The organism is Salinivibrio sp. AR640 (assembly GCF_001995405.1).
GTDB lineage: Bacteria > Pseudomonadota > Gammaproteobacteria > Enterobacterales > Vibrionaceae > Salinivibrio > Salinivibrio costicola.
In genome coordinates, this window is the sequence record NZ_MUFD01000005.1 from 135689 (window position 1) to 160470 (window position 24782).

The window sequence follows — 24782 nt, forward strand, 5'->3', positions numbered from 1 at the left end:
GTCACGCATCCTCAATGGCTTTTTGTAGCGCAGCAATCACCGTATCTTGCTGTTGCTCGGTTAAATCGGGGTAAAGCGGTAAAGTGAGTGCCCCCGCGTAATACTGCTCGGCAAGCGGGAAGTCTCCGGGCTGGAAGCCCTGTGCCTGATAGTAAGGTTGCGTATGCACAGGAATATAGTGCACGTTCACGCCAATGCCTTGCACACGCATTGCCTCAAAAACGGTGCGGCGTGTGTCGACGTGCTCAAGCTCAATCAAATACAAATGCCATGCCGATTCAGGGTCTAAAATGGGCCGCTTAACGGGCAAATCCGCCAGCGCTTGGTGGTAGCGTTCAGCGAGTGCAAACCGTCTGGCGATAAAGGAACGAAGCTGGGTTAATTGTGAACGGCCAAGCGCGGCATGAATATCCGAGAGGCGATAGTTCATCCCCAGTGTATGCTGCTCATACCCCCAAGGTGGCAGGGCAGCGTGGCTGTCTTCTGCATCACGGGTGATCCCGTGGCTACGCAACTGACGCAGCGCTTTCGCCAATGTGGCATGTTGGGTGGTGGCAACCCCGGCTTCTCCCGCGGTAACCACTTTGACCGGATGAAAACTAAATACGCTAATATCGCTGTACTGGCATCCACCTACTGCCGCGCCTTGATAGTGTGCGCCCATCGCATGTGACGCATCCTCAATAATGGCCACCTGATACCGCTTAGCGAGCGCGGCAATCTCGGCCATTGGCGCACTGGCACCGGCCATATGTACCACCACCAGCACTTTGGGTAAGGTTTGAGTAGCGGCCGCTTGCGCCAGTTTTTTCGCGAGCTGCTGAGGGCATAGGTTACGAGTGTCTGGGTCGATATCGACAAAGTCCACCTCGGCACCACAGTATTGCCCACAATTGGCTGACGCGACAAAGGTAATGGGCGAGGTCCATAAACGATCGCCTGGGCCTAGTCCTAACGCCAGACAAGCGAGATGCAGGGCAGATGTAGCGCTATTGACGGCGACAGCATGCGCAGCCCCGGTGAGTTCGGCGACGGCGGCTTCAAAAGCCGGAACTTGCGGGCCTTGGGTCAGATAATCACTTTTTAGCACCTCAAGCACAGCGGCATAGTCTTGCTCACTAAGATGCTGCTTTCCGTATGGGATCAACGCCATACTCCTTTACTGCTCGGTGTCGAGTTGCAAAATGGCCTCGACGGTTAACACATCTGGGTTAGTGCCTGATTGATACTCAAAGCCCTCTGGCACGGGCTGTCCTTTTTCGCCCAACGCATTTTCTCGATAGTCATCATCGGCATCGTAGAACTTAATGGTAGGGCAAATCACGTAATGATCGGCAAATTCGAGCGTCAGATGCGCATCGTCAGCCGGACACATCACTTCATGCATTTTCTCGCCGGGACGAATGCCTATTACCTTGACGGGCGTGTTCGGGGCATAGGCGCTGGCGAGATCCGTTAGACGAACCGATGGGATCTTAGGAACAAATATTTCCCCTCCATACATGCGCGAAAAGTTTTTCAGCACAAAATCCACCCCTTGCTGCAAGGTAATCCAAAAGCGGGTCATTTCAGGATGGGTAATGGGCAAATGATCCGCGCCTTCCTCTGCCTTTTTCTTAAACAAAGGCACCACAGAGCCGCGCGAGCCGACCACATTGCCATAGCGCACCACCGAAAAACGTGTCTTTTGGCCCCCGGTCATATTGTTAGCGGCGACAAATAATTTATCTGAACATAGTTTTGTGGCGCCATAGAGATTATTGGGGCTGGCGGCTTTATCAGTCGAGAGCGCAATCACCTTTTCCACCCCGTTGGCAATCGCAGCGCGAATCACATTCTCTGCGCCGTGAATGTTGGTCTTGATACATTCCATCGGGTTGTATTCGGCGGCAGGTACCTGCTTAAGTGCAGCAGCATGAATCACATAGTCAATGCCTTGCATCGCTTGCATTAAACGATCGCCATCACGCACATCGCCGATAAAATAGCGCATGCAAGGGGCGTTAAAGGTTTGCTGCATTTCATATTGCTTGAGCTCATCGCGAGAGAGCACCACGAGGCGACGTGGTTGATAGCGTTCAAGCAGGGTGCGGACGTACTTTTTACCAAAAGAACCAGTACCGCCGGTGATCAGAATGGATTTGCCGTTAAACATAGGACGCCTTGTCACTAACTGTCGGGAATACAGGCAGTTTAACTGATCTGAGCAGGATTTGGCGATCTGCTAGGGCGTTCTGATGTGTGATTGGCAAAATCGAATTCCAAAAGAGTGGTACCAAACTAAGAGAATCGGAAAAGTCCTCTAAATAGCTATCTATAAACTTCACAGCCAGTTATATAGGTTAACAAGGTGACCCATTGCAATGTCGACAGCTTCTATACTTAGCAGGGCGACCACGCGAACGTTTTTGACCAAAACAGGTTCGGTTTGACGATCACCTCTGGCTGTTATCATATAGGCCGACTCTATAATAGTTCGAGATAGATACCGTGGATCGATACATTTAAACACTACTTCAGTGCCGTTGATGATAACCGTCAAAGTACCAAGATAATATATCCACTTTCGACCTTCTCTTTGCTTCATGTGCGCAGTCAAACATTACAAAAATGTATAGTTCGCGAAAAGTTGACGAAATCCCGATCGCTTAGAGTATCTACGTCGAGAGGGAAGTCCCTATCAAATCATACGAACAATGAGGATTACATCATGAAAAAAAATTTAGTGTTTTCGTCTACCGCCACTCTTACTGCTGTGCTGGGTCTAGGTGCGATGTTGGTTGTTGGTGCTGCCAACGCAGGTGAGAAGCCCAAGACTCTCCATAGCGATGCGGTAACATTGATCCAGGCAGTTGAGACAGCAAAGAAAACTGCTGACGGTATCGTGATAGAGGCTGAACGTGATGTGGTAATGAGCCAAGCGGTCTATGAGATTGAGATCATAAGCGATACGGGTGAAGAAATTAATACAGTAGTGAGCGCAGCAACAGGTGAAGTGATTCTAACTAATACTCATCGCAATCATGACAATGATGTTGAGGATGCTATCTGGTTAGCAGGTATTAGAAACGGAACGTTTCTTTCTCTTGAACAGGCATTGATGCAAGCAGAGACGCAAGTAGATGGAAAAGCGTGGCGAGTTGAACAGGATGATCATCTTGATCGGCCATACTACGAAGTAGACCTGCTAAATACTAGCGGCAATCATGTTGAAATTAAAATTGATGCGAGAGTATTAAAGTAAGACAGTAACAAACCAACCTGTATCGGATAATTTTATGGGCTAGTGCCCATGATTGGAGGTTTATATGAATGTAGAAAACAGAAACGCATCAAAATGGCAACGTACAAAAGAACAGGTTAAAAGTCTTGTTCAAAAGGCTCCTATGGCAATTTTAGGCGTATTGAGCTTCTCACTGTTTTTCATGTTTGGGCTGGTTATACTTGGGATGAGTTTGATGGCGGGTATTGTCGCTATTATCATGGCGAAATACCAACAACGCCAAGTTGTTAAAGACATTCCTCATCCACAAAGTACGACAAATCAAGGTGAATCGGTTGTAACGGCAGCTGAAATACAACCTTAATGCCTAAATAGAGGGGTGCCCAAATGCGCGTACTGTTGGTGGAAGACGATAATAGTCTCAGTCGTTTCGTAGAAAAAGGCCTGCGAGAAGCAGGCCATCAAGTTGAGGTGATTGATAACGGCAAGCATGCCCTCACGCTTTGCATGACAGAAAGTTACGATGTGGCGATTGTCGATCGCATGTTACCGGGCCTAGATGGTCTTTCTCTCGTTAAGGCCCTTCGTGCTGCGCAAGTTGGTATTCCTATCCTGTTTCTTACCACGCTGGGTGGTGTGGACGATCGAGTGGAAGGTTTAGAAGCAGGCGGTGATGACTATCTTACCAAGCCGTTTGCTTTCTCTGAACTTTTGGCACGCATCACTGCGCTCTCCCGTCGTACAATGTTGAAGAAAACCGAATCCAGCCATGAACTTAGTTCTGGCGATTTAATACTGAATCTGTTTGCGCACTCAGCAACTCGCCAGGGCAAGGCATTGGATTTACAGCCAAAAGAATTTCGGATTCTTGAGCTTTTCTTACGCCATCCTGGACGCGTCATTACTCGGACCATGCTGCTTGAGCATGTGTGGGATATACACTTCGATCCGCAGACGAGTGTTGTAGAAACCCATATTAGTCGTCTTCGAAACAAGATCGAGAAACCCTTTGGCGATACACTCATTCATACGCTTCGTGGTGTAGGCTATAAGTTTGAACAGAAAAGCGGAAAACTAAAATGAGAGGGAGACTGGTGGACTTTATCCCTCGCTATTTTTCTAAGCGAAAATTGCTAGATATACTTCCTGCGTGGATGAAAAGCTCTGCGACTCACCAAGGTTTAATGTTCGGTGGAGTGGCTCTAATCAGCTTAGTACTAATGGCCTTGGTAACCTTTTTCTATGTCGACCATGAACTGAAAGAACAAAACTACGATATCGTTAAAGCGTCCCTTGACCGCGCTAAGGGATTAGAAAGCGAACTCGATGACGAACCTATTGAAGACGAAGAAATTCTCGCTATGCTCGCGTCCGGCTTTGTGCTTGCGGGCATACTAGTGTCAGTGTTTTCAGTGGTACTAGTGACAGTAATGACTCGCATTAGCCAGAAGCGAATTAAACGGATTGAAACCGTCTTGAATGCCGTCGCCGAAGGAGATCTCTCAGCGCGAACCAATGTAAAATACACGTATAACGATCTGGCACGTATTTCGGTTTCACTTGATGATATGTTGTCACGGCTGGAAGGAACAGTAGCAGCAATGAGTGATATCTCCGTTAATATTGCTCATGAGCTTAAAACTCCAATCAGTCGTCTGCGCCATAATTTATTGGCATTGCGACAAGATGCTGTGAGTATTTCATCAACCCCCAATAACGCCTTTTTTGTTGAATTGGATAGAGCATTAGAAGATTCACAGCGGCTAGCGTCAATATTTGATGCTTTACTTCGTATTGCACAAATTGAATCCGGTGCGCGCCGAAGCCGCTTTGTGATGCTTGATCTGAATAACGTGGTCGATACAGTTTCGGAGATATACGCTGATGTCGCCGAAGATGCACAGATGTCATTGATATCAGAAAAGCACTTTTTGCCACTGATGATTCAGGGGGATCGTGAGCTTTTGATTCAGCAAGTGGCTAACTTGATAGAAAATGCGTTGCGTTATTGTCCGCCAGGTAGCCAGATTCATCTCCGTTGCGGAGAAAATCTGAAAACGTCTCAAGCCTGGTTAGAGGTTGAGGATACGGGGCTAGGTATTGCCGATGAACATAAAGAGCGAGTTTTTCAGCGGCTCTATCGGGTAGATAAGAGCCGAGCTGATGGGGGACTGGGTTTGGGGTTGTCGCTCGCTAAAGCCATTGCTGGCCTTCATTATGGCAGCATTACGTTGTCTGATGCGAATCCTGGCTTAAGAGTGGAAATTGCAATTCCGATATATCATTTATAACACCTCTTGTTATTGACGAAGAACCCTTGCTATCACTGAATACAAGCGCATATTATCAAAAAGCGCCGCAGTTGTGCGGCGCTTTGGAGAGAGCATGTATAGGTTAACGCGCTTCGCTGTTAGCCTTGATGGCGAGAGGCGAGGACTTCGGTCACTTGATGGAGGCTAAGCTCTTGGTCTTGCAGCAATACCAACAGGTGATAGAGCAAGTCGGCACTTTCGTTTAATAGCTCGGCCTTATCGCCTGCCGTGGCAGCGAGGGCGACTTCGACGCCTTCTTCCCCCACTTTTTGCGCGATACGCTTGGTGCCTTTGGCAAATAAGCTCGCGGTGTAAGAGTCATCAGGCGCGGCGTCTTTGCGGCTGGCAAGCACTTGCTCTAGGCTCGACAAAAAGCCGGGCCCAGTGTGTGGCGGTTTATTATCACTGTCAAAGCAGGTGGTCGTGCCGAGGTGACAGGTGGGCCCATGCGGCGTCGCCGTGACCAATAAGGTATCTTGATCGCAATCGAGTGCAATGTGTTCCAGGCTCAACACATGACCGGAGCTTTCGCCTTTTACCCAAAGACGCGACTTACTGCGTGACCAAAAGGTGACGCGACCGGTTTCGAGCGTCGCGTTCAGTGCATCGGCATTCATGTAGCCCAGCATCAATACTTGGCCGCTATCACTGTGTTGGATAATCGCAGGCACCAAGCCGGCGTTTTTCTCCCAATCGATACGTTCTACCCACGCTGCCGTCATACTCTTACCTCGATCCCTTGTTGTTTTAATGTTTGTTTTAATTCGCTTATCGCGATGATTTGCTTGTGAAACACCGAAGCGGCCAGCGCGCCATCGACATTCGCTTGTAAAAAGGCGTCGGCGAAGTGCGACATTTCACCGGCACCGCCGGAGGCAATCAGGGGCACCTGACAGCGCTCTCTTACCATTTTTAGTTGGGTTAAGTCATAGCCTTGGCGCACGCCATCGCGGTTCATCATATTGAGTACGATTTCGCCTGCGCCCCGCTGTTGGACTTCCTCAACCCACGCGGCGGTTTGCCAAGGCGTGGCCTGAGTGCGGTTTTCATCACCGGTAAATTGATAGACCTGATAGTGTCCGGTTGCTTCATCGAAGAAGGAATCAATTCCGACCACCACGCACTGCACGCCAAACTTATTGGCCAGCCGCGTGATCAAACTAGGGTCGGCCAAAGCCGGTGAATTAATCGATATCTTGTCCGCGCCGAATTCCAAGATTTGCTGGGCATCGGCTTCGGATTTAATCCCACCGGCGACGCAAAAGGGGATATCAATTACTTCCGCGACGCGACTAACCCAGCTTTTATCGACCACCCGGCTGTCACTGGAGGCGGTGATGTCATAAAACACCAGTTCATCAGCGCCTTCTTCGGCGTAGCGTTTGGCGAGCGGGACGATATCGCCGATGATTTCGTGATTGCGAAATTGCACGCCTTTTACTACTTGTCCGTCGCGGACGTCCAAACAAGGAATTATCCGTTTTGCCAGCATGCGATCGACTCCTCTGCGCTAAAGTTGCCTTCCAGTAGGGCGCGGCCGACGATCACGCCTGCCACACCGGTGCCGCGCAAGGCGCGAATGTCTTCGAGACTGCCAATGCCGCCTGATGATTGAAACGCAATGCTCGGATAGCGCTGACACAAGTCGCGGTAGAGCGCCACATTGCTGCCCTGCAAGGTGCCATCGCGGGAGATATCGGTGCACAGCACATGCTTGAGCCCGACGGACAGATAATCGTCGAGTAGCGCTTCAATGGTGACGCCGGAGTCTTGTTGCCAGCCGGACACCGCCACGCGTCGCGTCCCGTCGTTGTCAATATGAATGTCGAGTGCCAATACAATCCGGTCAGGGCCGTAGGTTTGCATCCAGCCTTTAACCAAATCGGGGGATTTAACCGCGGTGGAGCCGATCACTACGCGCTGCGCGCCGGTGTTTAGCAGCTCAATCACGTCCATTTCGGTGCGCACGCCGCCGCCGATTTGGATATTGGCGGGCGTTGATTGCAAAATCTCGGTGATTAAATCGACCTGACGCGCGGTCGGATCTTTGGCACCGGTTAAATCCACGAGGTGCAACCAATCCGCGCCCGCTCGATGGTAACGTGCGAACTGCTCACGCGGGTCAAAACCGTAGTCGGTTTTTTGCTGATAATCCCCTTGATAAAGGCGTACCACTTGGCCATCTATCAAATCGAGTGCTGGTATAATCATCCTTGCTTACATCTCCAAAAAATTCTGAATCAAACGCGCGCCCACTTTGCCCGAACGCTCGGGGTGAAACTGAACCCCGAAGTAGTTACCTTGATTGATTGCTGCGCTGAACGCATGACCATAGTGACATTGTGCCAGGGTATAGTCACCGACCGGCATCGCGTAACTATGGACAAAATAGAAGTAGCTGCCAGCGGGAATGCCGTCGAATAAGGGATGGTCATTGACGGTGGCGACCCGATTCCAACCCATATGAGGTAAAGGCTGGCCATCGGTATCCATTAGCTTGGTCGGCGCGGGGATGTGGCCAAGGCACTCAACCGGGCTATCGCCTTCATCGGAGCGCGTGCCTAGCATTTGCATGCCAAGACAAATTCCCAGTAGCGGTTGCTCAACCTGTTTAACTAAATCCACTAAGCCGCGTTCGGTGAGATTTTTCATCGCTTCGCTGGCCGTGCCGACACCGGGCAAAAAAAGCTTGTCTGCCCCCAGCACCACGTCCGGATCGCGGCTCAATGTGGCTTGATACCCCAGGCGTTCGACAGCAAAGCGTACCGAGGAGACATTGGCGCAGCCGGTATCGATAATGACGGTGTGTTTGCGCATTATAAGACTCCTTTACTGCTTGGCAGAGCATCACCTTCTACCTTAATGGCTTGACGCAAGGTGCGGCCAAAGGCTTTAAATAAGCTTTCTACCAAGTGATGGGTGTTTTCGCCATCGACGGTCAGGTGAAGGGTACAGGCCAAAGTATCGGTCAATGAGCGGAAAAAATGCCCGACCATTTCGGTCGACATATCGCCCACTTGTGGCTGCGGGAAGCTGGCCTCAAATTTAAGAAACGGACGTCCGGATAAATCCAACGCACATTGCGCCAAGCATTCATCCATCGGCAGGCTAAACCCAAAACGGCCAATACCGCGCTTATCGCCCAGCGCCCGTTTAAGCGCGTCGCCCAAGGCGAGGGCGGTGTCTTCAATGGTGTGGTGGTCATCGATGTGCAAATCGCCTTTAACGCCAACGCTCAGCTGAAAACCGCCGTGGGTGGCGATTTGATCCAACATGTGGTCAAAAAAGCCCAGTCCGGTTTCAATGCGGCTGCCGCCACTCTTATCCAGGTTAACAGCCACCTGAATGTCGGTTTCTTTGGTGGTGCGAGTCACCGATGCGATGCGCGGCTGCAAGGTCAGACGCTCGACAATCTGCGGCCAGCCCATCACCTCACGTTGGTATTTGATCCCTTGTAGCGCCATATTGTTGGCTAAGGTGATATCGGTGTCGCGATCGCCAATCACCGCCGATTGGGCGAAATCAATCCGGCCTTGCTGCAGATAGTCTTTTACCAAGCCTAATTTGGGCTTGCGGCAGCTACAGTCGTCGCTATCAAAGTGCGGACAAATCAGCACGTCTTCAAAATGGATCCCTTGTGAGCGAAATAGCGCCATCATCATGTTGTGTGGTGCATCAAAGTCCGCTTGCGGGAAGCTATCGGTCCCTAAACCATCTTGATTGCTCACCATCACCAAGGTGTAGCCCGCTGCTTGCAGGCTAAGTAGTGCGGGGATCACGTCCGGCTCAAAGGCCAATTTATCCAGACGATCCACTTGGTAGTCTTCAGGCGGCTCCACAATCAAGGTGCCATCACGGTCAATAAATAAAATCTTGTCTTTCACAGTGGTTGTCCTTATTCACTGAGCTGCTGGCGGATAAAAGCCAACACTTTTTCACATTCGTCACGGTTGCCAATACTGATGCGTAAGCTGTTCTCGATCGCGGTACGGCGCACAATAATTCCCGCATTACCCAAGTGCTCGAACACCGCATCGGTGTCGTCCAGGCTTATCAGCAGGTAGTTACCAAAGCCTGGATGCACCTTGATGCCGGGCAGCATACTGAGGCCGGCTTGCAAATAGGCACGGTTGGCGGTTAAGTCCAAAACCTGATACTTCATCCGCGCCAAGCCCGCTTCGGAGAGCGCTTGCTCGGCAATATCTGCCACGGGCACCGGCACCGGATACGGCGGGATCACCTTGAGCATCAAGTTAATAATAGCGGGATTGGCGAGGGTAAAGCCGCAACGTAGTCCCGCCAGAGCGAACGCTTTTGATAACGTGCGCAAAATGGCCAGATTCTCAAAGCGCGCGAGTAAATCGGTGCAGGTCGCTTCTGGACTAAATTCGATATAGGCTTCATCCAACACCACAATCGCGCGACCTTGGGTGCGGGTGAGTAGCGCTTCTATGTCGTCGCGGTTAATTAAATTACCGGTCGGATTATTAGGACTACATACGAAGATAAGCTTGATGTTGGCATCTGCCTCCAAGGCGGAATCAATTCCTGCCATGTCCAGCTGCCAGTCGGCGGTGAGCGGCACTTGGGTGGTGGCGATCCCTTGGTTTTCTGCACTGACCGCATACATGCCATAGGTGGGTGGGCAAATCAGTACGCTATCTTGGTTTGGCTCGCAAAACGCGCGCAGCAATAAATCAATCCCTTCATCGGCGCCACGAGTGGTAATCACTTGGCCCTTGTCTACCCCCGCATAGTTGGCATAGGCATTAATCAATGATGCTGGCTGGCAGCTGGAGTAGCGATTGAGCCCTTGGCCGCTTACGGTGTAAGCATTGTCAAAGGGCGACTCGTTGGCATTGAGCCAGACATCCCCGCTACCACCGATGCGGCGGGCTGACTGATAAGGCGTGAGCGCTTGTACTTGCTCACGGGCGAGTTTTTCGATGCTCATGCTAACGAGTCCTCTGAGTCTTGGGTTTGTTGTAGTTTAGTCAGACGAATATCGACCGCTTGGCGGTGTGCATCCAAGCCCTCGGCTTCTGCAATGCGCATCACTGTCGGGCCCAGTGTTTGTAACCCCGTGTCGCTAAGCTCTTGCACCGTCATCCGCTTGGTAAAGTCGGCCAGTCCAAGGCTGCTGTAGGTGCGCGTATAGCCATAAGTGGGGAGCACGTGATTGGTGCCAGAGGCGTAATCACCCACAGACTCGGGCGAGTAGGCCCCTAAGAAAATCGAGCCGGCATTATCCAACAGGGGCAATAAATCCCTTGGTTGTTGGGTTTGCACAATCAAGTGCTCCGGCCCATAGCGGTTAGAAATCGACACGCACTGAGTGAGGGTGTCTGCAATGATAATCACACTGCTACCCAGCGCTTGTTTGGCAATCTCCGCGCGGCTTAGCGTGGTTAATTGCTGCTGCACCGCATCCGCCACTTTCTCCGCCATTTCCGGGGCGGGGGTCACCAGCACCACTTGCGAATCGGGGCCGTGCTCCGCTTGGCTGAGTAAATCGGCGGCCACAAAGTCTGGATCCGCGCCGGCATCGGCAATCACTAACACTTCCGAGGGGCCGGCAGGCATGTCCATGGCTGCGCCATTGGCGGCCAGGCTCACTTGACGTTTGGCTTCGGTGACATAGGCATTGCCCGGACCAAAAATCTTATCCACCTTGGTCACACTTTGGGTGCCAAAGGCCATCGCTGCAACGGCCTGTGCGCCACCTAGGGTATAAATTTCATCAATCTCGCACAGTTTGGCACAGTATAAAATCTCATCGGCCACCGTCGGTGGGGTACACAGCACCACTTTGCGGCAGCCGGCAATTTGTGCGGGGACGCCCAACATCAATACGGTAGAGGGCAAAGGCGCGCTGCCGCCAGGAATATACAGCCCCACGCGGTTAATCGGGCGAGTGATGGATTCGCACACCACCCCTGGCATGGTTTCGACTTTCAACGGCTGCGCTTTTTGCGCACGGTGAAAGGTGCTGATGTTATCGTAGGCTTGGCGTAAGGCGAGTTTGATATCTTCTCCCAAGCGCGCTTCAGCCTCGGCCAAGGTCCCTTTGTCGAGTTTGATGCTATCCAGTTCGACACCATCAAACTTTTGGGTCAATGCTTTTAAGCTTTCATCTCCCCGCTCACGGACATCGGCGATAATATCCGCGACGCTCGCTTGGGTTTGCGCGCCGGTTGTGATCGCAGGGCGGAGCATTAAGCCTTCTTTTTGTGACTCTCCGAGTGATTTCCAGACCACAGTACGCATGGTGATTTACTCCATCATCTTTTCAATCGGCAGGACCAAAATTGAGCTTGCACCCAACTGCTTCAGTTTTTCCATGGTTTCCCAGAACAGGTTCTCGGTACTCACCAGGTGCACAGCGACACGGCTCTTCTCATGTGCCAAGGGCAAGATGGTGGGATCTTCCGCGCCGGGGAGTAGCTCGACCACTTGCTCTAAGGTCTCGCTGGGTGCGTGGAGCATGATGTATTTGGACTCTTTGGCTTGGATGACCCCTTGCATGCGGGTGAGCAAGCGTTCAATCAATGCGGTTTTCTCTTCGCTGAAGCTGCCTTCACGCTGAATTAATACTGCCTTAGAGCGAAAAATGACTTCGGCTTCTTTCAAGCCGTTGGCCTCTAAGGTGGCGCCCGTTGAGACCAAATCACAAATCGCATCGGCGAGCCCTGCACGCGGCGCCACTTCCACGGAGCCATTGAGCATACAAGTGCTAAAGTTCACACCTTGTTTATCCATGTAGGCTTTAAGAATATTGGGATAGGTGGTGGCAATCCGTTGCTCAGCGAGATCTTTTGGGCCGTTGTAATTTTGGTCTTTATCCAGCGCAATGGAAAGACGACAGCCACCAAAGTCGAGACGACGAAGCAGCTGATACTGGCTCGGCTCACCCAACTTGATGCGCTCAAGGCGAACCTCTTCTAATTCGTTCTCACCAATCACACCTAAGTCAACCACGCCGTCCATGATAAGGCCAGGGATATCATCATCACGAACCAGTAGCAGATCGATGGGCATGTTTTCGGCGTGGACCACCAGGCGCTCGCCGGTGTAGTTAATTTTAACCCCGCAACGTTTGAGCAGCTCTTGGCACTCTTTGGCGAGACGGCCCTTTTTTTGGATGGCGATACGTAAGCGTTGTGTTTGCATGTGTGCTTCCTTGTCTAAAAATGAAAAGCTAAAAAAGAAAAAACCCTCGGAAGACGATGCTCCCGAGGGTCTGAATCTGTTAGCTTGCTAATGACCGACGGAAGCGCTTTTTACTCGTCTTCCAGTCGAAACCATTCCTCCCGAAAGACTAGTCAGGATGATGGTGGTGATGCATGGTCATTAGCGATGAAGTCATTTGTGTCGTCCGTTGTTACGTAGAACTTTATTTAACTGATATTGACACTATCAAAATCAGCTTAGATTGCAACCAATGATCCGCTATTTTTTCCACGCGTTTTTACCTATGGTGGCGGTAGCCTAGCGGCTGAGCGATGAATTTATACGTAAATATCTAACTCGCCATCTTTTTTGGGCGTCTTTTTTTTGTGCTCTTGTTGCGGTTGCTGAGCGTGTTCATTGAGATCGTCTAGCCGCCGTTCTTTACGCGCATCAATATGCTCCGATTTGCGGATCGCCCATACTTTGGTGGGCGGTGCATGCGGCGTGCGATACACAGGAGTCAAATTGCCAAGCCAGTTCATGATGGGTCCTCCTTTGGTCTTACTATGAGTATCGACCACGAAGCACCAAACTTGATGATTTTTTAACCAGAAGTTATTTAGAATAGCGAGGCTAGGGGGCTAGCTGCAACACTTTTTAAACTTACGCCCGCTGCCACACGGGCAAGGGTCATTACGGCCGGCTTTGACATGGCCGGGGAAAACACCATCGATATATCGCCATTGAGGCTGTCCATTGATTGTTTCTTGGACAAACCGAGATCGCTCATGCAAACACTGAGGCTGGCCGTCAGCAACAAAGTGGGCTTTGAAGGTCACAAATCCAAGCTCACCGTGGTTTAATACCTCGCTATCGAGCACCTCAAGTGATTGCCACTGATGGTCGGTCATCATGGCAATATCATCCCGAAATGCCTCGGCGCCGCATTCGCGGTGATAGGTCGCGACAATAAAGTCCACCAAGCCTTTCGGATGTGCGCTGTAACGAGCACGCATCAATTGCTCAGGATGGACAGCGTTGGCCGGATGTTGATGAACGGGCGCGCAGCATTCGGCGTAGGGTTTGTTACTACAACAAGGGCATAAATCAGTCTGCATAAAGATCTCTTAACGATGGGCTGAAAGGCTTAGTGATGGGTAAAGTCGCGAGTTTGTAAGTCACAGCCTTGCGGGCCACACACTAATACCGACCCGTGTTGGTACCAATCGCCTAACACGATGCGCTGGTAATCGTGGCCTTGATCACACCATTGATGGACATGGGGGCGATGGGTATGGCCGTGAATCATGTTAACCACTCCCGCGTTATCTAACTGGCGCTGCACTTCTTGTGGCGTCACATCCATGATGGTGGACGACTTTTGCTGATTGGCATTGGCACTGCCCGCGCGCATTTTGGCCGCAATACGACGTCGCAACGCTAAGGGTAAGCATAAAAACACGTGTTGTAGCCAGCGCTGGTGGACTTTGCGACGAAATGCTTGGTAGTCGGCATCCGCCAAACATAGGGTATCGCCATGGAGAATCAAGGTCGGCGTACCATATAAATCAATGCATGTGTGCTCATCCAACAAGGTGATGCCTGTTTCACGGGCGAAACGCTTTCCGATTAAAAAATCACGATTGCCATGAATAAAGTACACAGGTACGCCTTGCTGTGTGAGGGTCGCAAAGGCGGTTTTGATTTGCTGATGAAAGGGGCTGTGATCATCATCGCCAATCCAAGCCTCAAACAAATCTCCCAGCACATAGAGTGCATCAGCGTGGACCGCTTCCTCGGCCATAAATCGCAAAAAGCAATCAGTGATATCTTGCCGAGTAGGGCTGAGGTGTAAATCAGCAATAAAGAGGGTATGTGGCATGTATTGGCTTTTTATTGGCAAAACGAGCGGTTCACTCAAAAAGAAAGGGTAGCTTTAGCTACCCTTGTTGACGAGTGCGGCTTAGTCTTCGATAGTCACGCTATTGATTAATACTTCTTCAACAGGGACGTCTTGGTGTACATAACCCCAATTGCCGGTCGCAACGCCTTTGATCTTATTGACCACGTCCATGCCGTCGACGACTTCGGCAAACACACAGTAGCCCCAACCGTCTGGCGTCTTGGCTTTGTGATCCAGGAATAAGTTGTCATTCACGTTAATAAAGAATTGTGAACTGGCTGAATGCGGCTCCATGGTACGCGCCATGGATAAACGACCGGTAAGGTTACTTAAACCGTTATCCGCTTCGTTTTTGATCGGTGCACGCGTCGACTTTTCTTCCATGCCAGAGGCCATGCCACCGCCTTGGACCATAAAGCCGTCGATAACACGGTGGAACAGGGTTCCGTTATAAAAGCCGTCACGGCAATATTGTAAAAAGTTCTCGACCGTGGCCGGTGCTTCGTCTGCATACATGCGGAGTTTGATATCACCGAACGTGGTATGAAGAGTTACCATGATGTAATCCTGTCATTGGCTTGGCTAAAAAGGATCACAGATTTTAGCCTAACGAGCCGGGTGATCAAGCATGATCGCCCTGGATGTGGAATTAATCATCGCTAAGTGACCCCAAAGTATCGATTTACAGGGACGCTTTGTCACTTTAATTCCTCGAGATCACTTTTATTTCTCAAGATCACTTTTATTCATCGAGATCATTCTGACGATATAGGTTCAACATGCCCGAGTAACTTTTTGAGTAAATCAGCTAAGTTGGCTTGCTCACTAGTGGTGAGTCCAGCCAGGAGCTGATGCAAGTTATTGGTGTGATCGGTCACCGCCTTATCGATCAAATCCAGCCCTGCGTCGGTGAGTGAGACATAGACCCCACGGCGATCGTTAGGATCGGGGCTGCGTGCCACCAAGCCTTTGTGCTCCAACCGATCAATACGGTTAGTCATGGCGCCGGAGGTGAGCATCAAAGCATCCAGCAGCTGATTTGGGGTTAACGTGTAGGGTTTGCCCGCACGCCGTAACGAGGCCAGCACATCGAATTCCCCTGGGTTTAGATTGTATTGGCCGAAAACATGCTGCAGTTTGGGATTAATGTGGCCGTTGATACGTGCCAACCGGCCTGTAATCGCCATGGGGCTTGGATCAATATCAGGGCGTTCGCTGTGCCACTGGCTCAGAATGAGATCAACCTTGTCAGTTTGTGATGGAGTAACACCTTGTTCTTGGCTTTTTGAAGCAGCCGTGGTTACTGGGTGCGTGCGCGTTGAATTTTTTGTCATAATGGTTATCGATAAAGATTCTTTACCGAAAAATAAATGATCACCCCGACCCAACTCAAGCACCGATTGGTCGGTTTTGGTTCAAATCGTGCTTTTTCTCTTAACTTGTGAACTCGGTCGTCGCGCTTTATCGGGCCAGACACCGGGTCGATGCTTGCGTCACGCTAGCAGAAAAGGTGTAATAGCAGCTTCACTTTACTCATTGTCATTACTGTAACGAGTCATCTAATTATTATGTCGATGCAAACCCCCCCGTTAAAGATCTACAACTCACTGACGCGAGAAAAAGCCGTCTTTCAGCCTATCACGCCAGGAAAAATTGGTATGTATGTGTGTGGGGTGACGATTTACGATCTTTGTCATATCGGACATGGGCGCACCTTCGTTTCGTTTGACATGATTTCTCGTTACCTGCGTTATCTGGGCTTTGATCTGACCTTCGTGCGCAACATTACGGATATTGATGACAAGATCATCAAGCGTGCCGCTGAAAATGGCGAGACTTGCGATGCGTTAACAGAACGTTTGATTGGTGAAATGCACCAAGATTTTGATGCCTTAAACATGGTGCGTCCTGATATCGAGCCGCGTGCAACCGATTATATTGACGAAATCATTACCTTGGTAGAAACGCTGATTGCGCGTGGTTTTGCCTATGTGGCCGATAACGGCGATGTAATGTTTGAAGTCGCTAAGTTTGATGAATACGGTAAGTTGTCTAAACAAGACTTGGATCAGCTCCAAGCGGGTGCCCGTGTAGATATTGAAACTGCGAAACGCAGCCCGCTGGATTTTGTGGTATGGAAAATGTCGAAACCCGGCGAGCCGACGTGGGAATCCCCTTGGGGCCCGGGCCGCCCAGGTTGGCACATTGAATGCTCAGCGATGAACTCAGCGCTTCTGGGTAAGCACTTTGATATTCATGGCGGCGGCTCAGACTTACAGTTCCCGCACCATGAGAACGAAATTGCTCAGTCGTGCTGTGCCCATGACACGCCGTATGTGAATACGTGGATGCACAGCGGCATGGTGATGGTCGATCGTGAGAAGATGTCTAAGTCACTTGGAAACTTCTTTACCATCCGTGATGTGCTGGCGCACTACGATGCTGAGAGCGTGCGTTATTTCTTGCTGTCAGGCCATTATCGTAGCCAGCTGAATTACAGCGACGAAAATCTTAACCAAGCCCGCTCAGCATTAGAGCGCCTTTATACGGCATTGCGTGGTTTAGACACTCAGGCAACCCCGGCAGGTGGCGACCAATACGTGGCGCGTTTTGAAGCGGCAATGAATGACGACTTCAATACGCCAGAAGCCTATTCAGTGTTGTTTGACATGGCCCGTGAGATTAACCGCCTCCGTGCTGACGATATGGCCGCCGCGTCTGCGTTGGGCGCGCAAATGCGCAAATTGGCATCTATTCTTGGTTTGCTCGAGCAAGACGCCGATAACTTCTTGCAAGGTGATGCTGGCGCGGATGATGAAGTTGCTGACATTGAAGCCTTAATTCAAACACGTAATGATGCTCGTAAAGCCAAAGACTTCGCGGCAGCCGATGCGGCGCGCGATGCACTGACCGCGATGGGCATTGTGTTGGAAGATGGCCCACAAGGCACCACCTGGCGCCGTAAGTAAGCAGATAAAGCGCCATCCGGCCGAGAATAATAGCAATTTAATGAAAACGGAGCCAAATAAGGCTCCGTTTTTTATTGTCGGTGTGATAATCGTGTGACACAGAAGGTCAAATGCGTGAAGGCACCGGCCTGGATTACCGTCCAGGCTTTACTTCACGCTTATCGGGCTCAGGCAGTTCACTACCACAATGTTTACAAAAGTCCGCATCAGACTCGTGCCCCCCTTTTGAACAATTTGGGCATTTGACTAACTGGCGATGCAGTGTCATTTGTTGGCCTATTTCAGCAGTAATGATCCCGGTGGGGACAGCGATAATGGAATAGCCCATCAGCATAGTGAAAGAGGCCAGCGTCTTACCAATATCCGTTTGGGGGACCAAGTCGCCATATCCGACAGTGGTAAGCGTTACTATCGCCCAATAAATGGCATAAGGAATACTGGTGAAACCATTCTCTGGTCCTTCTATCACATACATTAGAGCGCCGAATACTGTGACCAGAATCATGACTGTGGAAAAGAAAATCATCACCTTGCGTGATGACATGATCATCGAACGCATCAGAATATTGGAGTCTTCCAAAAAGCGCATGAGTCTCAGTATACGGAAAATACGTAATACACGGAGCAGACGCACCACCATCATATAAGTCGTGCCCGGAACAAATACGGCGATGTAAGTGGGGAGAATGGCAAGCAGGTCCACGACGCCATAAAAGCTACGTGCATAGGCGGATGGGCGTGGGGAGCAATAAAGACGTAGCAAATACTCAATGGTAAAAATGCCAGTAAATCCCCACTCAATCCAATATAGCCATTGTGACCAGCGGGCGTGGACACTTGCGATCGACTCCAGCATCAATGCCACCATTGATGCCAAAATCATGACGATCAATGCCAGATCAAACACCTTACCGTGCTTGGTTTCCGTACCAAAAATTGTGGTATATAAGTAATGCTGCAATCGGCTTTGTGGTTTGTTCATGGGCTTTCCTTGCTCGAAAAACATGATGATTGAGCTGAAAAACCGACACTGCAACACATAACATGGCTACAAAGCTCAACGTGCCGGTTTTTGATATTTGTTTACCGTGTAGCCTAAGGCCAATCTGCGACAGGGTCAGTTAAGGCCTGGAAACAAAGCCCGCATGCCAGAGGCAATAAACTCGATCCCGAGAGAGCCGAGAATCAGACCCATGATTCGAGTGATCACGTTAATACCGGTTTGTCCCAAGAATTTTACCACCGCAGGTCCCACTTTAAATAAGCCCCAAATGCCAGCGGCGAAGATCACCAGGGTTGAAATAAGCGTGACCGTACTCCATGTATCAGGGTATTGGGAGCCGTAAACAATGGTCGAACTGATCGCGCCGGGGCCCGCAAGCAACGGCATGGCAAGCGGCACCACGCCCACTTGCTCACGACTGATGGTTTCTGACTGCTCCTGCTTGTTTTGTTTACCTTCTCCTAACTTACCGTTCATCATCGTAAAAGCGATACTGAGCAGTAGCATGCCACCGGCGACACGGAAAGAGTCTAAAGAAATACTGAACAAGTCGAGCAACATCTGACCGGCAAGCAAGGACACAATCAAGATAATCGCCACCGCAATCGCTGCGGTATACGCAGTGCGGTTTCGTTCTTGCTTGTCAAGATGCACGGTAAGGGTCACAAAAACGGGCATGATACCGATAGGGTTCACGGCGGCAAAAAGCCCGACAAAAAACTGTACAAAAATCATGGTGTCAAAAACGGCCATGGCGAATCTCGTGATGCTGTGAGGAAGTCCAGTTTCTCTCGGGTTAAAAGGTGGGGCCAGTATAGCGACCTCAGCTTAAAAACCAACCGCTTAACCTTGCATTTTCTGCAAGTCTTGATTGCGGTTTTAGTGAAGTCATGGGAGGGAGCAAAAAAGTCCCCAAATGAGTGAGCAAGTTTGTTAGCGCAAACTATACTGAGCCACTAAACGGTTTTTACTCACTAGAGGAAAAAGAGTCACATTGGTGGGCTTACAAGAATAAAAGAAACAGCTTTATGGTAGACACTCACTTTTTGTTGAAAAAATAATACAAAATCACCGCTTTTGTTGGCCTCGCATGTAAAGGTCGTGTTACTTTGGTGAAAATATTGGACACGTGGCCTGTGTGCTACATGATGAATAAACCCAATGTTCATGGGGGTTAAGCAATAAATTCGTTGTGATTGATTTGATAACAAATGATCGAGATCAAGTTGCTATCGCTGTGAAAACTTATACTCAGTTTTGAAAGTTATTTACTAAATGCGATGCCGTTAGGGTGAAGAAATCTCGGTTAGAGGGGTCAAACGCCAGGCAGCCATCAAAAACCCAACCAAGCGGGTAGGCTGGTGGTCGCAAGCAGTTACTAAATGATTTTCAAATATGAACCAGGAGACAACTATGCCTGTTACTAATATTGCCGAACTCAACGCGATGGTTGAGCGTGTCAAAAAGGCACAACAAGAATTTGCTACCTATTCACAGGAGCAAGTAGACAAGATCTTCCGTGCTGCATCTCTGGCGGCAAACAACGCGCGTATCCCGCTGGCTAAACAAGCCGTCGAAGAGTCAGGCATGGGTATCCTCGAAGACAAGGTTATCAAAAACCACTTCGCGTCTGAGTTCATCTACAACAAATACAAAGACGATAAAACCTGCGGCATTTTGGAAGAGAATGACGAATTCGGCACCATGACCATTGCCGAACCAGTGGGTCTTATCTGCGGTATCGTTCCAACCACGAACCCAACGTCGACAGCGATCTTCAAATCTCTGATCTCACTGAAAACCCGTAACGGCATCATCTTCTCGCCACACCCACGTGCGAAAAACTCCACCAATGATGCCGCAAAACTGGTTCTCGACGCCGCGGTTGCCGCCGGTGCGCCTAAAGACATTATTGGCTGGATTGATCAACCGTCTGTTGAGCTTTCTAACGCACTGATGAAGCACGATGACATCAACCTGATTCTGGCCACGGGTGGCCCAGGCATGGTGAAAGCGGCATACTCATCTGGTAAACCAGCTATCGGCGTGGGTGCGGGTAACGTACCTGTCGTGATTGACGAGACTGCAGACATTAAGCGTGCTGTAGCTTCTGTACTCATGTCTAAAACCTTCGATAACGGCGTGGTATGTGCGTCAGAGCAAGCGGTTATCGTGATGGACGAAGTGTATGACGAAGTCAAAGAACGCTTCGCCTCTCACAAAGGCCATGTATTGAGTAAAACCGACGCCGACAAAGTGCGTAAAGTGTTGCTCATTAACGGCAACCTGAACGCAGATATCGTCGGTCAATCAGCAACAAAAATTGCCGATATGGCAGGCGTAAGCGTCCCATCAGACACAAAAATTCTGATTGGTGAAGGCCTGGAAATCAGCATTGAAGAAGAATTTGCACACGAGAAACTCTCACCAACCTTGGGTATGTTCCGTGCCAAAAACTTCGAGCACGCCGTCGACATGGCTTGCAAAATGGTAGAAATGGGCGGTATCGGTCACACATCAGGCCTGTATACCAACCAAGATGTCAACCAAGACCGCATTAAGTATTTCGGTGACCGCCTGAAAACAGCACGTATTCTGGTGAACATTCCAACGACGCACGGTGGTATCGGTGATTTGTACAACTTTAACGTTGCACCGTCACTCACACTGGGTTGTGGATCATGGGGTGGTAACTCAATTTCTGAGAACGTTGGGCCTAAACACCTGATGAACAAGAAAACTGTTGCGAAGCGAGCTGAGAATATGCTGTGGCACAAACTACCAAAATCTATCTACTTCCGTCGCGGCAGCTTGCCAATCGCACTGGGTGATTTGGAAGACAAGAAACGTGCGATGATCGTGACTGACCGCTTCCTGTTTAACAACGGTTATTCAGAGCAAATTGAGTCACTGCTTAAAGCGCAAGGCATGGATGTAAACACTTTCTTCGAAGTGGAAGCGGATCCAACGCTAAGCGTGGTACGCAAAGGTGCTGAAGCGATGCAAAGCTTCCAGCCTGACGTGATTATCGCTCTTGGTGGTGGTTCACCGATGGACGCAGCGAAAATTATGTGGGTAATGTACGAGCATCCAGAAACCGCGTTCGAAGAGCTCGCAATGCGCTTTATGGATATCCGTAAACGTATCTACAAATTCCCGAAAATGGGTAAAAAAGCCGAATTGGTTTGTGTAACAACCACTTCAGGTACTGGTTCAGAAGTCACGCCGTTTGCGGTTGTGACTGACGACGAAACCGGTGCGAAATACCCACTGGCTGACTACGAGCTGACACCACAAATGGCGATTGTTGATGCCAACCTAGTGATGAACATGCCGAAGTCGCTGACAGCCTTTGGTGGTTACGATGCGATTACTCACGCGATGGAAGCTTACGTGTCTATCCTGTCAAATGAGTACTCGGAAGGGCAAGCGTTGCAAGCACTGAAACTGCTGAAAGACTATCTGCCAGCAAGCTATACGCACGGTGCTAACGACCCAATCGCACGTGAGAAAGTGCACAATGGTGCCACCATTGCCGGTGTCGCGTTTGCCAACGCCTTCTTGGGTGTGTGTCACTCCATGGCGCATAAACTCGGTGCTGAGTTCCACCTGCCGCATGGCCTGGCGAACGCATTATTGATTTCAAACGTGGTACGTTTTAACGCCAATGACAACCCAACCAAGCAAACGGCATTCTCGCAGTACGACCGCCCACAAGCACGTCGTCGCTATGCAGAAATCGCTGACCACTTGGGTCTGGCTCAAGCCGGTGACCGTACCGCACAGAAAATTGAGCGTTTGTTAACCTGGCTTGAAGACATGAAGCTGAAACTAGACATTCCAACCTCTATCCAAGCGGCGGGTGTACCAGAAGCAGACTTCATGGCTAAATTAGACGAGCTGGCGGAAGAAGCGTTTGATGACCAATGTACCGGTGCAAACCCACGCTACCCACTCATCAAAGAGCTGAAAGAAGTGTTGGTTGCGTCTTACTATGGTAAGCCTTACGTTGAAGGTGAAACCTTTGAAGGCACCACGGTTATCAAAAAAAGAGATGACCAACCCGCTGCAGCGCCGACCAAAGCGGCTAAAGCTGACGCAAAAGCGAAAGCTGAGCAAAAGGACCAAAAAGCAGACGCCTAATGTAACCTAGGCAGCCGCTTAACGAAAAAGACCCGCCACCGGCGGGTCTTTTTGATTTTACCCGCGTGATTGCTTAATCTTACGATTGAACACAAGCCCCGGCGCTTATGCCGACCTACGCGATATTCGGGAATTGGAATACAGAGCGCTTCGCTTACGGAATACGGAAAGAGACGAGACGCTTCGCTTCTTGCTCGTTCCCACGCTCCTGCGTGGGAATGCATACAATGACAAAATTTATACATCGATGGTGCAATTAGCGTAGGTGACACAAGCCCCGGCACCATGATGGATAGGTACACATTGCCAACGGGCGCCTGTCACGATCGAGGTTAATCGTTGGCTCCGGTGTCGGATGGCGCGCGGCCCACATCGTGATAATGATTGGCATTGTGCTGGCGCTTATGCCGACCTACGCCTGGTTTATATATCGATGGTGCCATTGGCGACGATTACTCGTTCCCACGCTCCTGCGTGGGAATGCATACAATGACAAAATTGATACATCGGTGGTGCCATTGGCGACGATGACACAAGCCCCAGCACGATGATGAATATGTGTACATTGTGAACGGGCGCCTGTCACGATCGAGGTTAATCGTTGGCCCCGGTGTCGGATGGCGCGCGGCCCACATCGTGATAATGATTGGCATTGTGCTGGCGCTTATACCGACCTTGTATCTCTCCTGGAGTTGAGGTTAGCTACCTCTGTTCCGGTGAGTTTGGTGATGCTGATTCCGACCTTAGCACCTGATGCTGTTATGTAGATCAGCGCCCAGACTCTTTTGTTCTTATACATTGAATGGTATCCAAGCACCTGTTTTCAGTGATGCTGCATGTACAAGGGTAGTGAGAGACCGACCTTGTATCTCTCCTGGAGTTGAGGTTAGCTACCTCTGTTCCGGTGAGTTTGGTGATGCTGATTCCGACCTTAGCACCTGATGCTGTTATGTAGATCAGCGCCCAGACTCTTTTGTTCTTATACATTGAATGGTATCCAAGCACCTGTTTTCAGTGATGCTGCATGTACAAGGGTAGTGAGAGATGCATTATATCGGTATTGATATCAGTAAAGCCAAACTCGATTGTTGTTGGTTACGTGACGCGGAAAAAAACAAATTCAAAACCAAAGTATTTAAGAATAATGCGGCAGACAGCAAGGCCTTAGACATCTGGCTTACAAGTCTGACCAAAGCTGATCCCAGTGAGATTACCGTGTTGATGGAAGCAACCGGTATCTACCATGAAAATCTTGCTCATTATCTTTTTGAGCGCGGCTATCAGATCTGTGTTGTTAACCCAGCCCGAACTAAAGAGTTTGCATCCAGTCTGGGTAATACTCACAAGACGGATGCCAAAGACAGCCAGATATTAGCTCTCTATTGTCACAGAATGCATCCTGAACTCTGGCAGCCGGAACGCCCGGAAATTCGTGAATTAAAAGCACTTCTGGCACGCTTAGAATCGTTGGAGACAGATTTAAACCGCGAGACTAATCGCTTGGAGAAAGCCGAGTTTAACTGTTCTTCAGAGCGTGTCATTGGGTCATTAAACCTGATGATCGAACAGCTTAAAGCGGAGAAAAGGCGACTTGAAGATGATATCGACAACCATATTGGTCGCTACCCACAGTTGAGAAAAGATCGCCAGTTGATGGAAAGCATTCCGGGTGTAGGACCGATAGTCTCCCGTTTAATGCTTAGCGTGCTGCACAGCCGTTCATTCAGAACAGCGGGGCAAGTTGCTGCATTTTTAGGGTTAGTCCCCCGCATACAACAGTCTGGACAATGGAAAGGCCGTAGCCGTCTAAGTAAACAAGGGCCCGCTAATGTCAGAGCAAAGCTGTATATGGCGGCAGTTGTTTGCTTGAGATATAACCCGGATATCCAGGTACAATATCAGCGCCTAATGGAAAACGGTAAAAGTAAAATGCAGGCTTTAGGAGCTGGAATGCGCAAGCTGGTACAGATTTGTTTTGGTGTTGTAAAACATCAAAGCGAATACCACCCGCAAGTGGTTACATAACCCTTTACGGATGGTTCGGAGAGATGGTATCTAC

At 49.9% G+C, this 24782-nt stretch carries 24 protein-coding genes and 1 other annotated feature; of the genes, 7 read left to right on the top strand and 17 right to left on the bottom strand.

The window, feature by feature from the left end:
- Nucleotide 1 precedes the first annotated feature (1 nt).
- Nucleotides 2-1147, bottom strand: coding sequence for a UDP-4-amino-4,6-dideoxy-N-acetyl-beta-L-altrosamine transaminase (gene pseC / locus BZG75_RS04790; RefSeq protein ID WP_077576341.1), 1146 nt, complete (start codon nt 1145-1147; stop codon nt 2-4).
- A 12-nt stretch (nt 1148-1159) separates the two neighbouring features.
- Nucleotides 1160-2155, bottom strand: coding sequence for a UDP-N-acetylglucosamine 4,6-dehydratase (inverting) (pseB, locus tag BZG75_RS04795; protein ID WP_077576323.1), 996 nt, complete (start codon nt 2153-2155; stop codon nt 1160-1162).
- A gap of 555 nt (nt 2156-2710) precedes the next feature.
- Between pseB and BZG75_RS04805 the strand changes: the two genes are divergently transcribed.
- The 4 genes from BZG75_RS04805 to BZG75_RS04820 all read left to right on the top strand — a co-directional run bounded on the left by BZG75_RS04805 (nt 2711) and on the right by BZG75_RS04820 (nt 5514).
- Nucleotides 2711-3244, top strand: a complete 534-nt coding sequence (locus BZG75_RS04805) for a PepSY domain-containing protein (RefSeq protein WP_077460399.1) — start codon at nt 2711-2713, stop codon at nt 3242-3244.
- 64 nt (nt 3245-3308) lie between these two features.
- Entirely contained in the window at nt 3309-3587 is a 279-nt protein-coding gene (locus BZG75_RS04810) for a hypothetical protein (protein ID WP_077460400.1), read from the top strand.
- Nucleotides 3588-3610: 23 nt separating this feature from the next.
- On the top strand, nt 3611-4306 hold the full coding sequence (locus BZG75_RS04815; protein ID WP_077460401.1) for a response regulator transcription factor: 696 nt from the start codon (nt 3611-3613) through the stop codon (nt 4304-4306).
- An 11-nt stretch (nt 4307-4317) separates the two neighbouring features.
- Entirely contained in the window at nt 4318-5514 is a 1197-nt protein-coding gene (locus BZG75_RS04820; protein ID WP_241824047.1) for a sensor histidine kinase, read from the top strand.
- Between the two features lie 119 nt (nt 5515-5633).
- Here the strand turns inward: BZG75_RS04820 and hisIE are convergent, their stop codons facing one another.
- From hisIE to BZG75_RS04885, 13 genes are all read right to left on the bottom strand, one after another.
- Nucleotides 5634-6257, bottom strand: coding sequence for a bifunctional phosphoribosyl-AMP cyclohydrolase/phosphoribosyl-ATP diphosphatase HisIE (hisIE, locus tag BZG75_RS04825; protein WP_021022340.1), 624 nt, complete (start codon nt 6255-6257; stop codon nt 5634-5636).
- Complete coding sequence (gene hisF / locus BZG75_RS04830; protein WP_077576324.1) at nt 6254-7027, bottom strand: imidazole glycerol phosphate synthase subunit HisF; 774 nt, start codon at nt 7025-7027, stop codon at nt 6254-6256. The genes hisIE and hisF overlap by 4 nt, the downstream gene beginning before the upstream one ends.
- The gene (hisA, locus tag BZG75_RS04835; protein ID WP_077576325.1) at nt 7009-7746 is read right to left on the bottom strand and encodes a 1-(5-phosphoribosyl)-5-[(5-phosphoribosylamino)methylideneamino]imidazole-4-carboxamide isomerase; all 738 of its coding nucleotides are present in this window, start codon (nt 7744-7746) and stop codon (nt 7009-7011) included. Before hisA ends, hisF begins: the two co-directional genes overlap by 19 nt.
- Before the next feature lie 6 nt (nt 7747-7752).
- The gene (gene hisH / locus BZG75_RS04840) at nt 7753-8352 is read right to left on the bottom strand and encodes an imidazole glycerol phosphate synthase subunit HisH (protein ID WP_077460406.1); all 600 of its coding nucleotides are present in this window, start codon (nt 8350-8352) and stop codon (nt 7753-7755) included.
- Nucleotides 8352-9419, bottom strand: coding sequence for a bifunctional histidinol-phosphatase/imidazoleglycerol-phosphate dehydratase HisB (gene hisB / locus BZG75_RS04845; RefSeq protein WP_077576326.1), 1068 nt, complete (start codon nt 9417-9419; stop codon nt 8352-8354). The genes hisH and hisB overlap by 1 nt, the downstream gene beginning before the upstream one ends.
- 11 nt (nt 9420-9430) lie before the next feature.
- Nucleotides 9431-10483, bottom strand: coding sequence for a histidinol-phosphate transaminase (gene hisC, locus BZG75_RS04850; protein ID WP_108742884.1), 1053 nt, complete (start codon nt 10481-10483; stop codon nt 9431-9433).
- 2 nt (nt 10484-10485) lie between these two features.
- Entirely contained in the window at nt 10486-11802 is a 1317-nt protein-coding gene (gene hisD / locus BZG75_RS04855; RefSeq protein WP_077576328.1) for a histidinol dehydrogenase, read from the bottom strand.
- A gap of 6 nt (nt 11803-11808) precedes the next feature.
- A complete protein-coding gene (hisG, locus tag BZG75_RS04860; RefSeq protein ID WP_077576329.1) occupies nt 11809-12705 on the bottom strand; it encodes an ATP phosphoribosyltransferase in 897 nt (298 codons plus the stop codon).
- 34 nt (nt 12706-12739) lie between these two features.
- Nucleotides 12740-12878: a sequence feature (His leader region), on the bottom strand.
- Nucleotides 12879-13043: 165 nt separating this feature from the next.
- Nucleotides 13044-13247: a hypothetical protein gene (locus BZG75_RS04865; RefSeq protein ID WP_077576330.1), complete on the bottom strand. Its 204-nt coding sequence runs from the start codon at nt 13245-13247 to the stop codon at nt 13044-13046.
- Between the two features lie 99 nt (nt 13248-13346).
- Complete coding sequence (locus BZG75_RS04870) at nt 13347-13823, bottom strand: YchJ family metal-binding protein (protein ID WP_077576331.1); 477 nt, start codon at nt 13821-13823, stop codon at nt 13347-13349.
- Nucleotides 13824-13852: 29 nt separating this feature from the next.
- Nucleotides 13853-14587: a UDP-2,3-diacylglucosamine diphosphatase gene (gene lpxH / locus BZG75_RS04875; RefSeq protein ID WP_077576332.1), complete on the bottom strand. Its 735-nt coding sequence runs from the start codon at nt 14585-14587 to the stop codon at nt 13853-13855.
- Nucleotides 14588-14668: 81 nt separating this feature from the next.
- Nucleotides 14669-15166 (bottom strand): peptidylprolyl isomerase, encoded by a 498-nt coding sequence (locus BZG75_RS04880; protein WP_021022351.1) that lies wholly within the window; start codon nt 15164-15166, stop codon nt 14669-14671.
- A gap of 197 nt (nt 15167-15363) precedes the next feature.
- On the bottom strand, nt 15364-15942 hold the full coding sequence (locus tag BZG75_RS04885; RefSeq protein ID WP_077576342.1) for a MarR family winged helix-turn-helix transcriptional regulator: 579 nt from the start codon (nt 15940-15942) through the stop codon (nt 15364-15366).
- A 240-nt stretch (nt 15943-16182) separates the two neighbouring features.
- On the opposite strand from BZG75_RS04885, the gene cysS reads away from it, so the two are divergent.
- Nucleotides 16183-17577 (top strand): cysteine--tRNA ligase, encoded by a 1395-nt coding sequence (gene cysS / locus BZG75_RS04890; protein ID WP_108742885.1) that lies wholly within the window; start codon nt 16183-16185, stop codon nt 17575-17577.
- A 133-nt stretch (nt 17578-17710) separates the two neighbouring features.
- On the opposite strand, the gene BZG75_RS04895 is transcribed toward cysS, so the two are convergent.
- Nucleotides 17711-18559, bottom strand: coding sequence for an ion transporter (locus tag BZG75_RS04895; protein ID WP_077460414.1), 849 nt, complete (start codon nt 18557-18559; stop codon nt 17711-17713).
- Nucleotides 18560-18694: 135 nt separating this feature from the next.
- Complete coding sequence (locus BZG75_RS04900; RefSeq protein ID WP_077460415.1) at nt 18695-19333, bottom strand: YchE family NAAT transporter; 639 nt, start codon at nt 19331-19333, stop codon at nt 18695-18697.
- Between the two features lie 642 nt (nt 19334-19975).
- On the opposite strand from BZG75_RS04900, the gene adhE reads away from it, so the two are divergent.
- Both adhE and BZG75_RS04910 read left to right on the top strand, forming a co-directional pair.
- Nucleotides 19976-22723: a bifunctional acetaldehyde-CoA/alcohol dehydrogenase gene (gene adhE, locus BZG75_RS04905; protein WP_274532496.1), complete on the top strand. Its 2748-nt coding sequence runs from the start codon at nt 19976-19978 to the stop codon at nt 22721-22723.
- A 1044-nt stretch (nt 22724-23767) separates the two neighbouring features.
- Complete coding sequence (locus BZG75_RS04910; protein WP_077460419.1) at nt 23768-24748, top strand: IS110 family transposase; 981 nt, start codon at nt 23768-23770, stop codon at nt 24746-24748.
- Nucleotides 24749-24782: the final 34 nt, after the last annotated feature.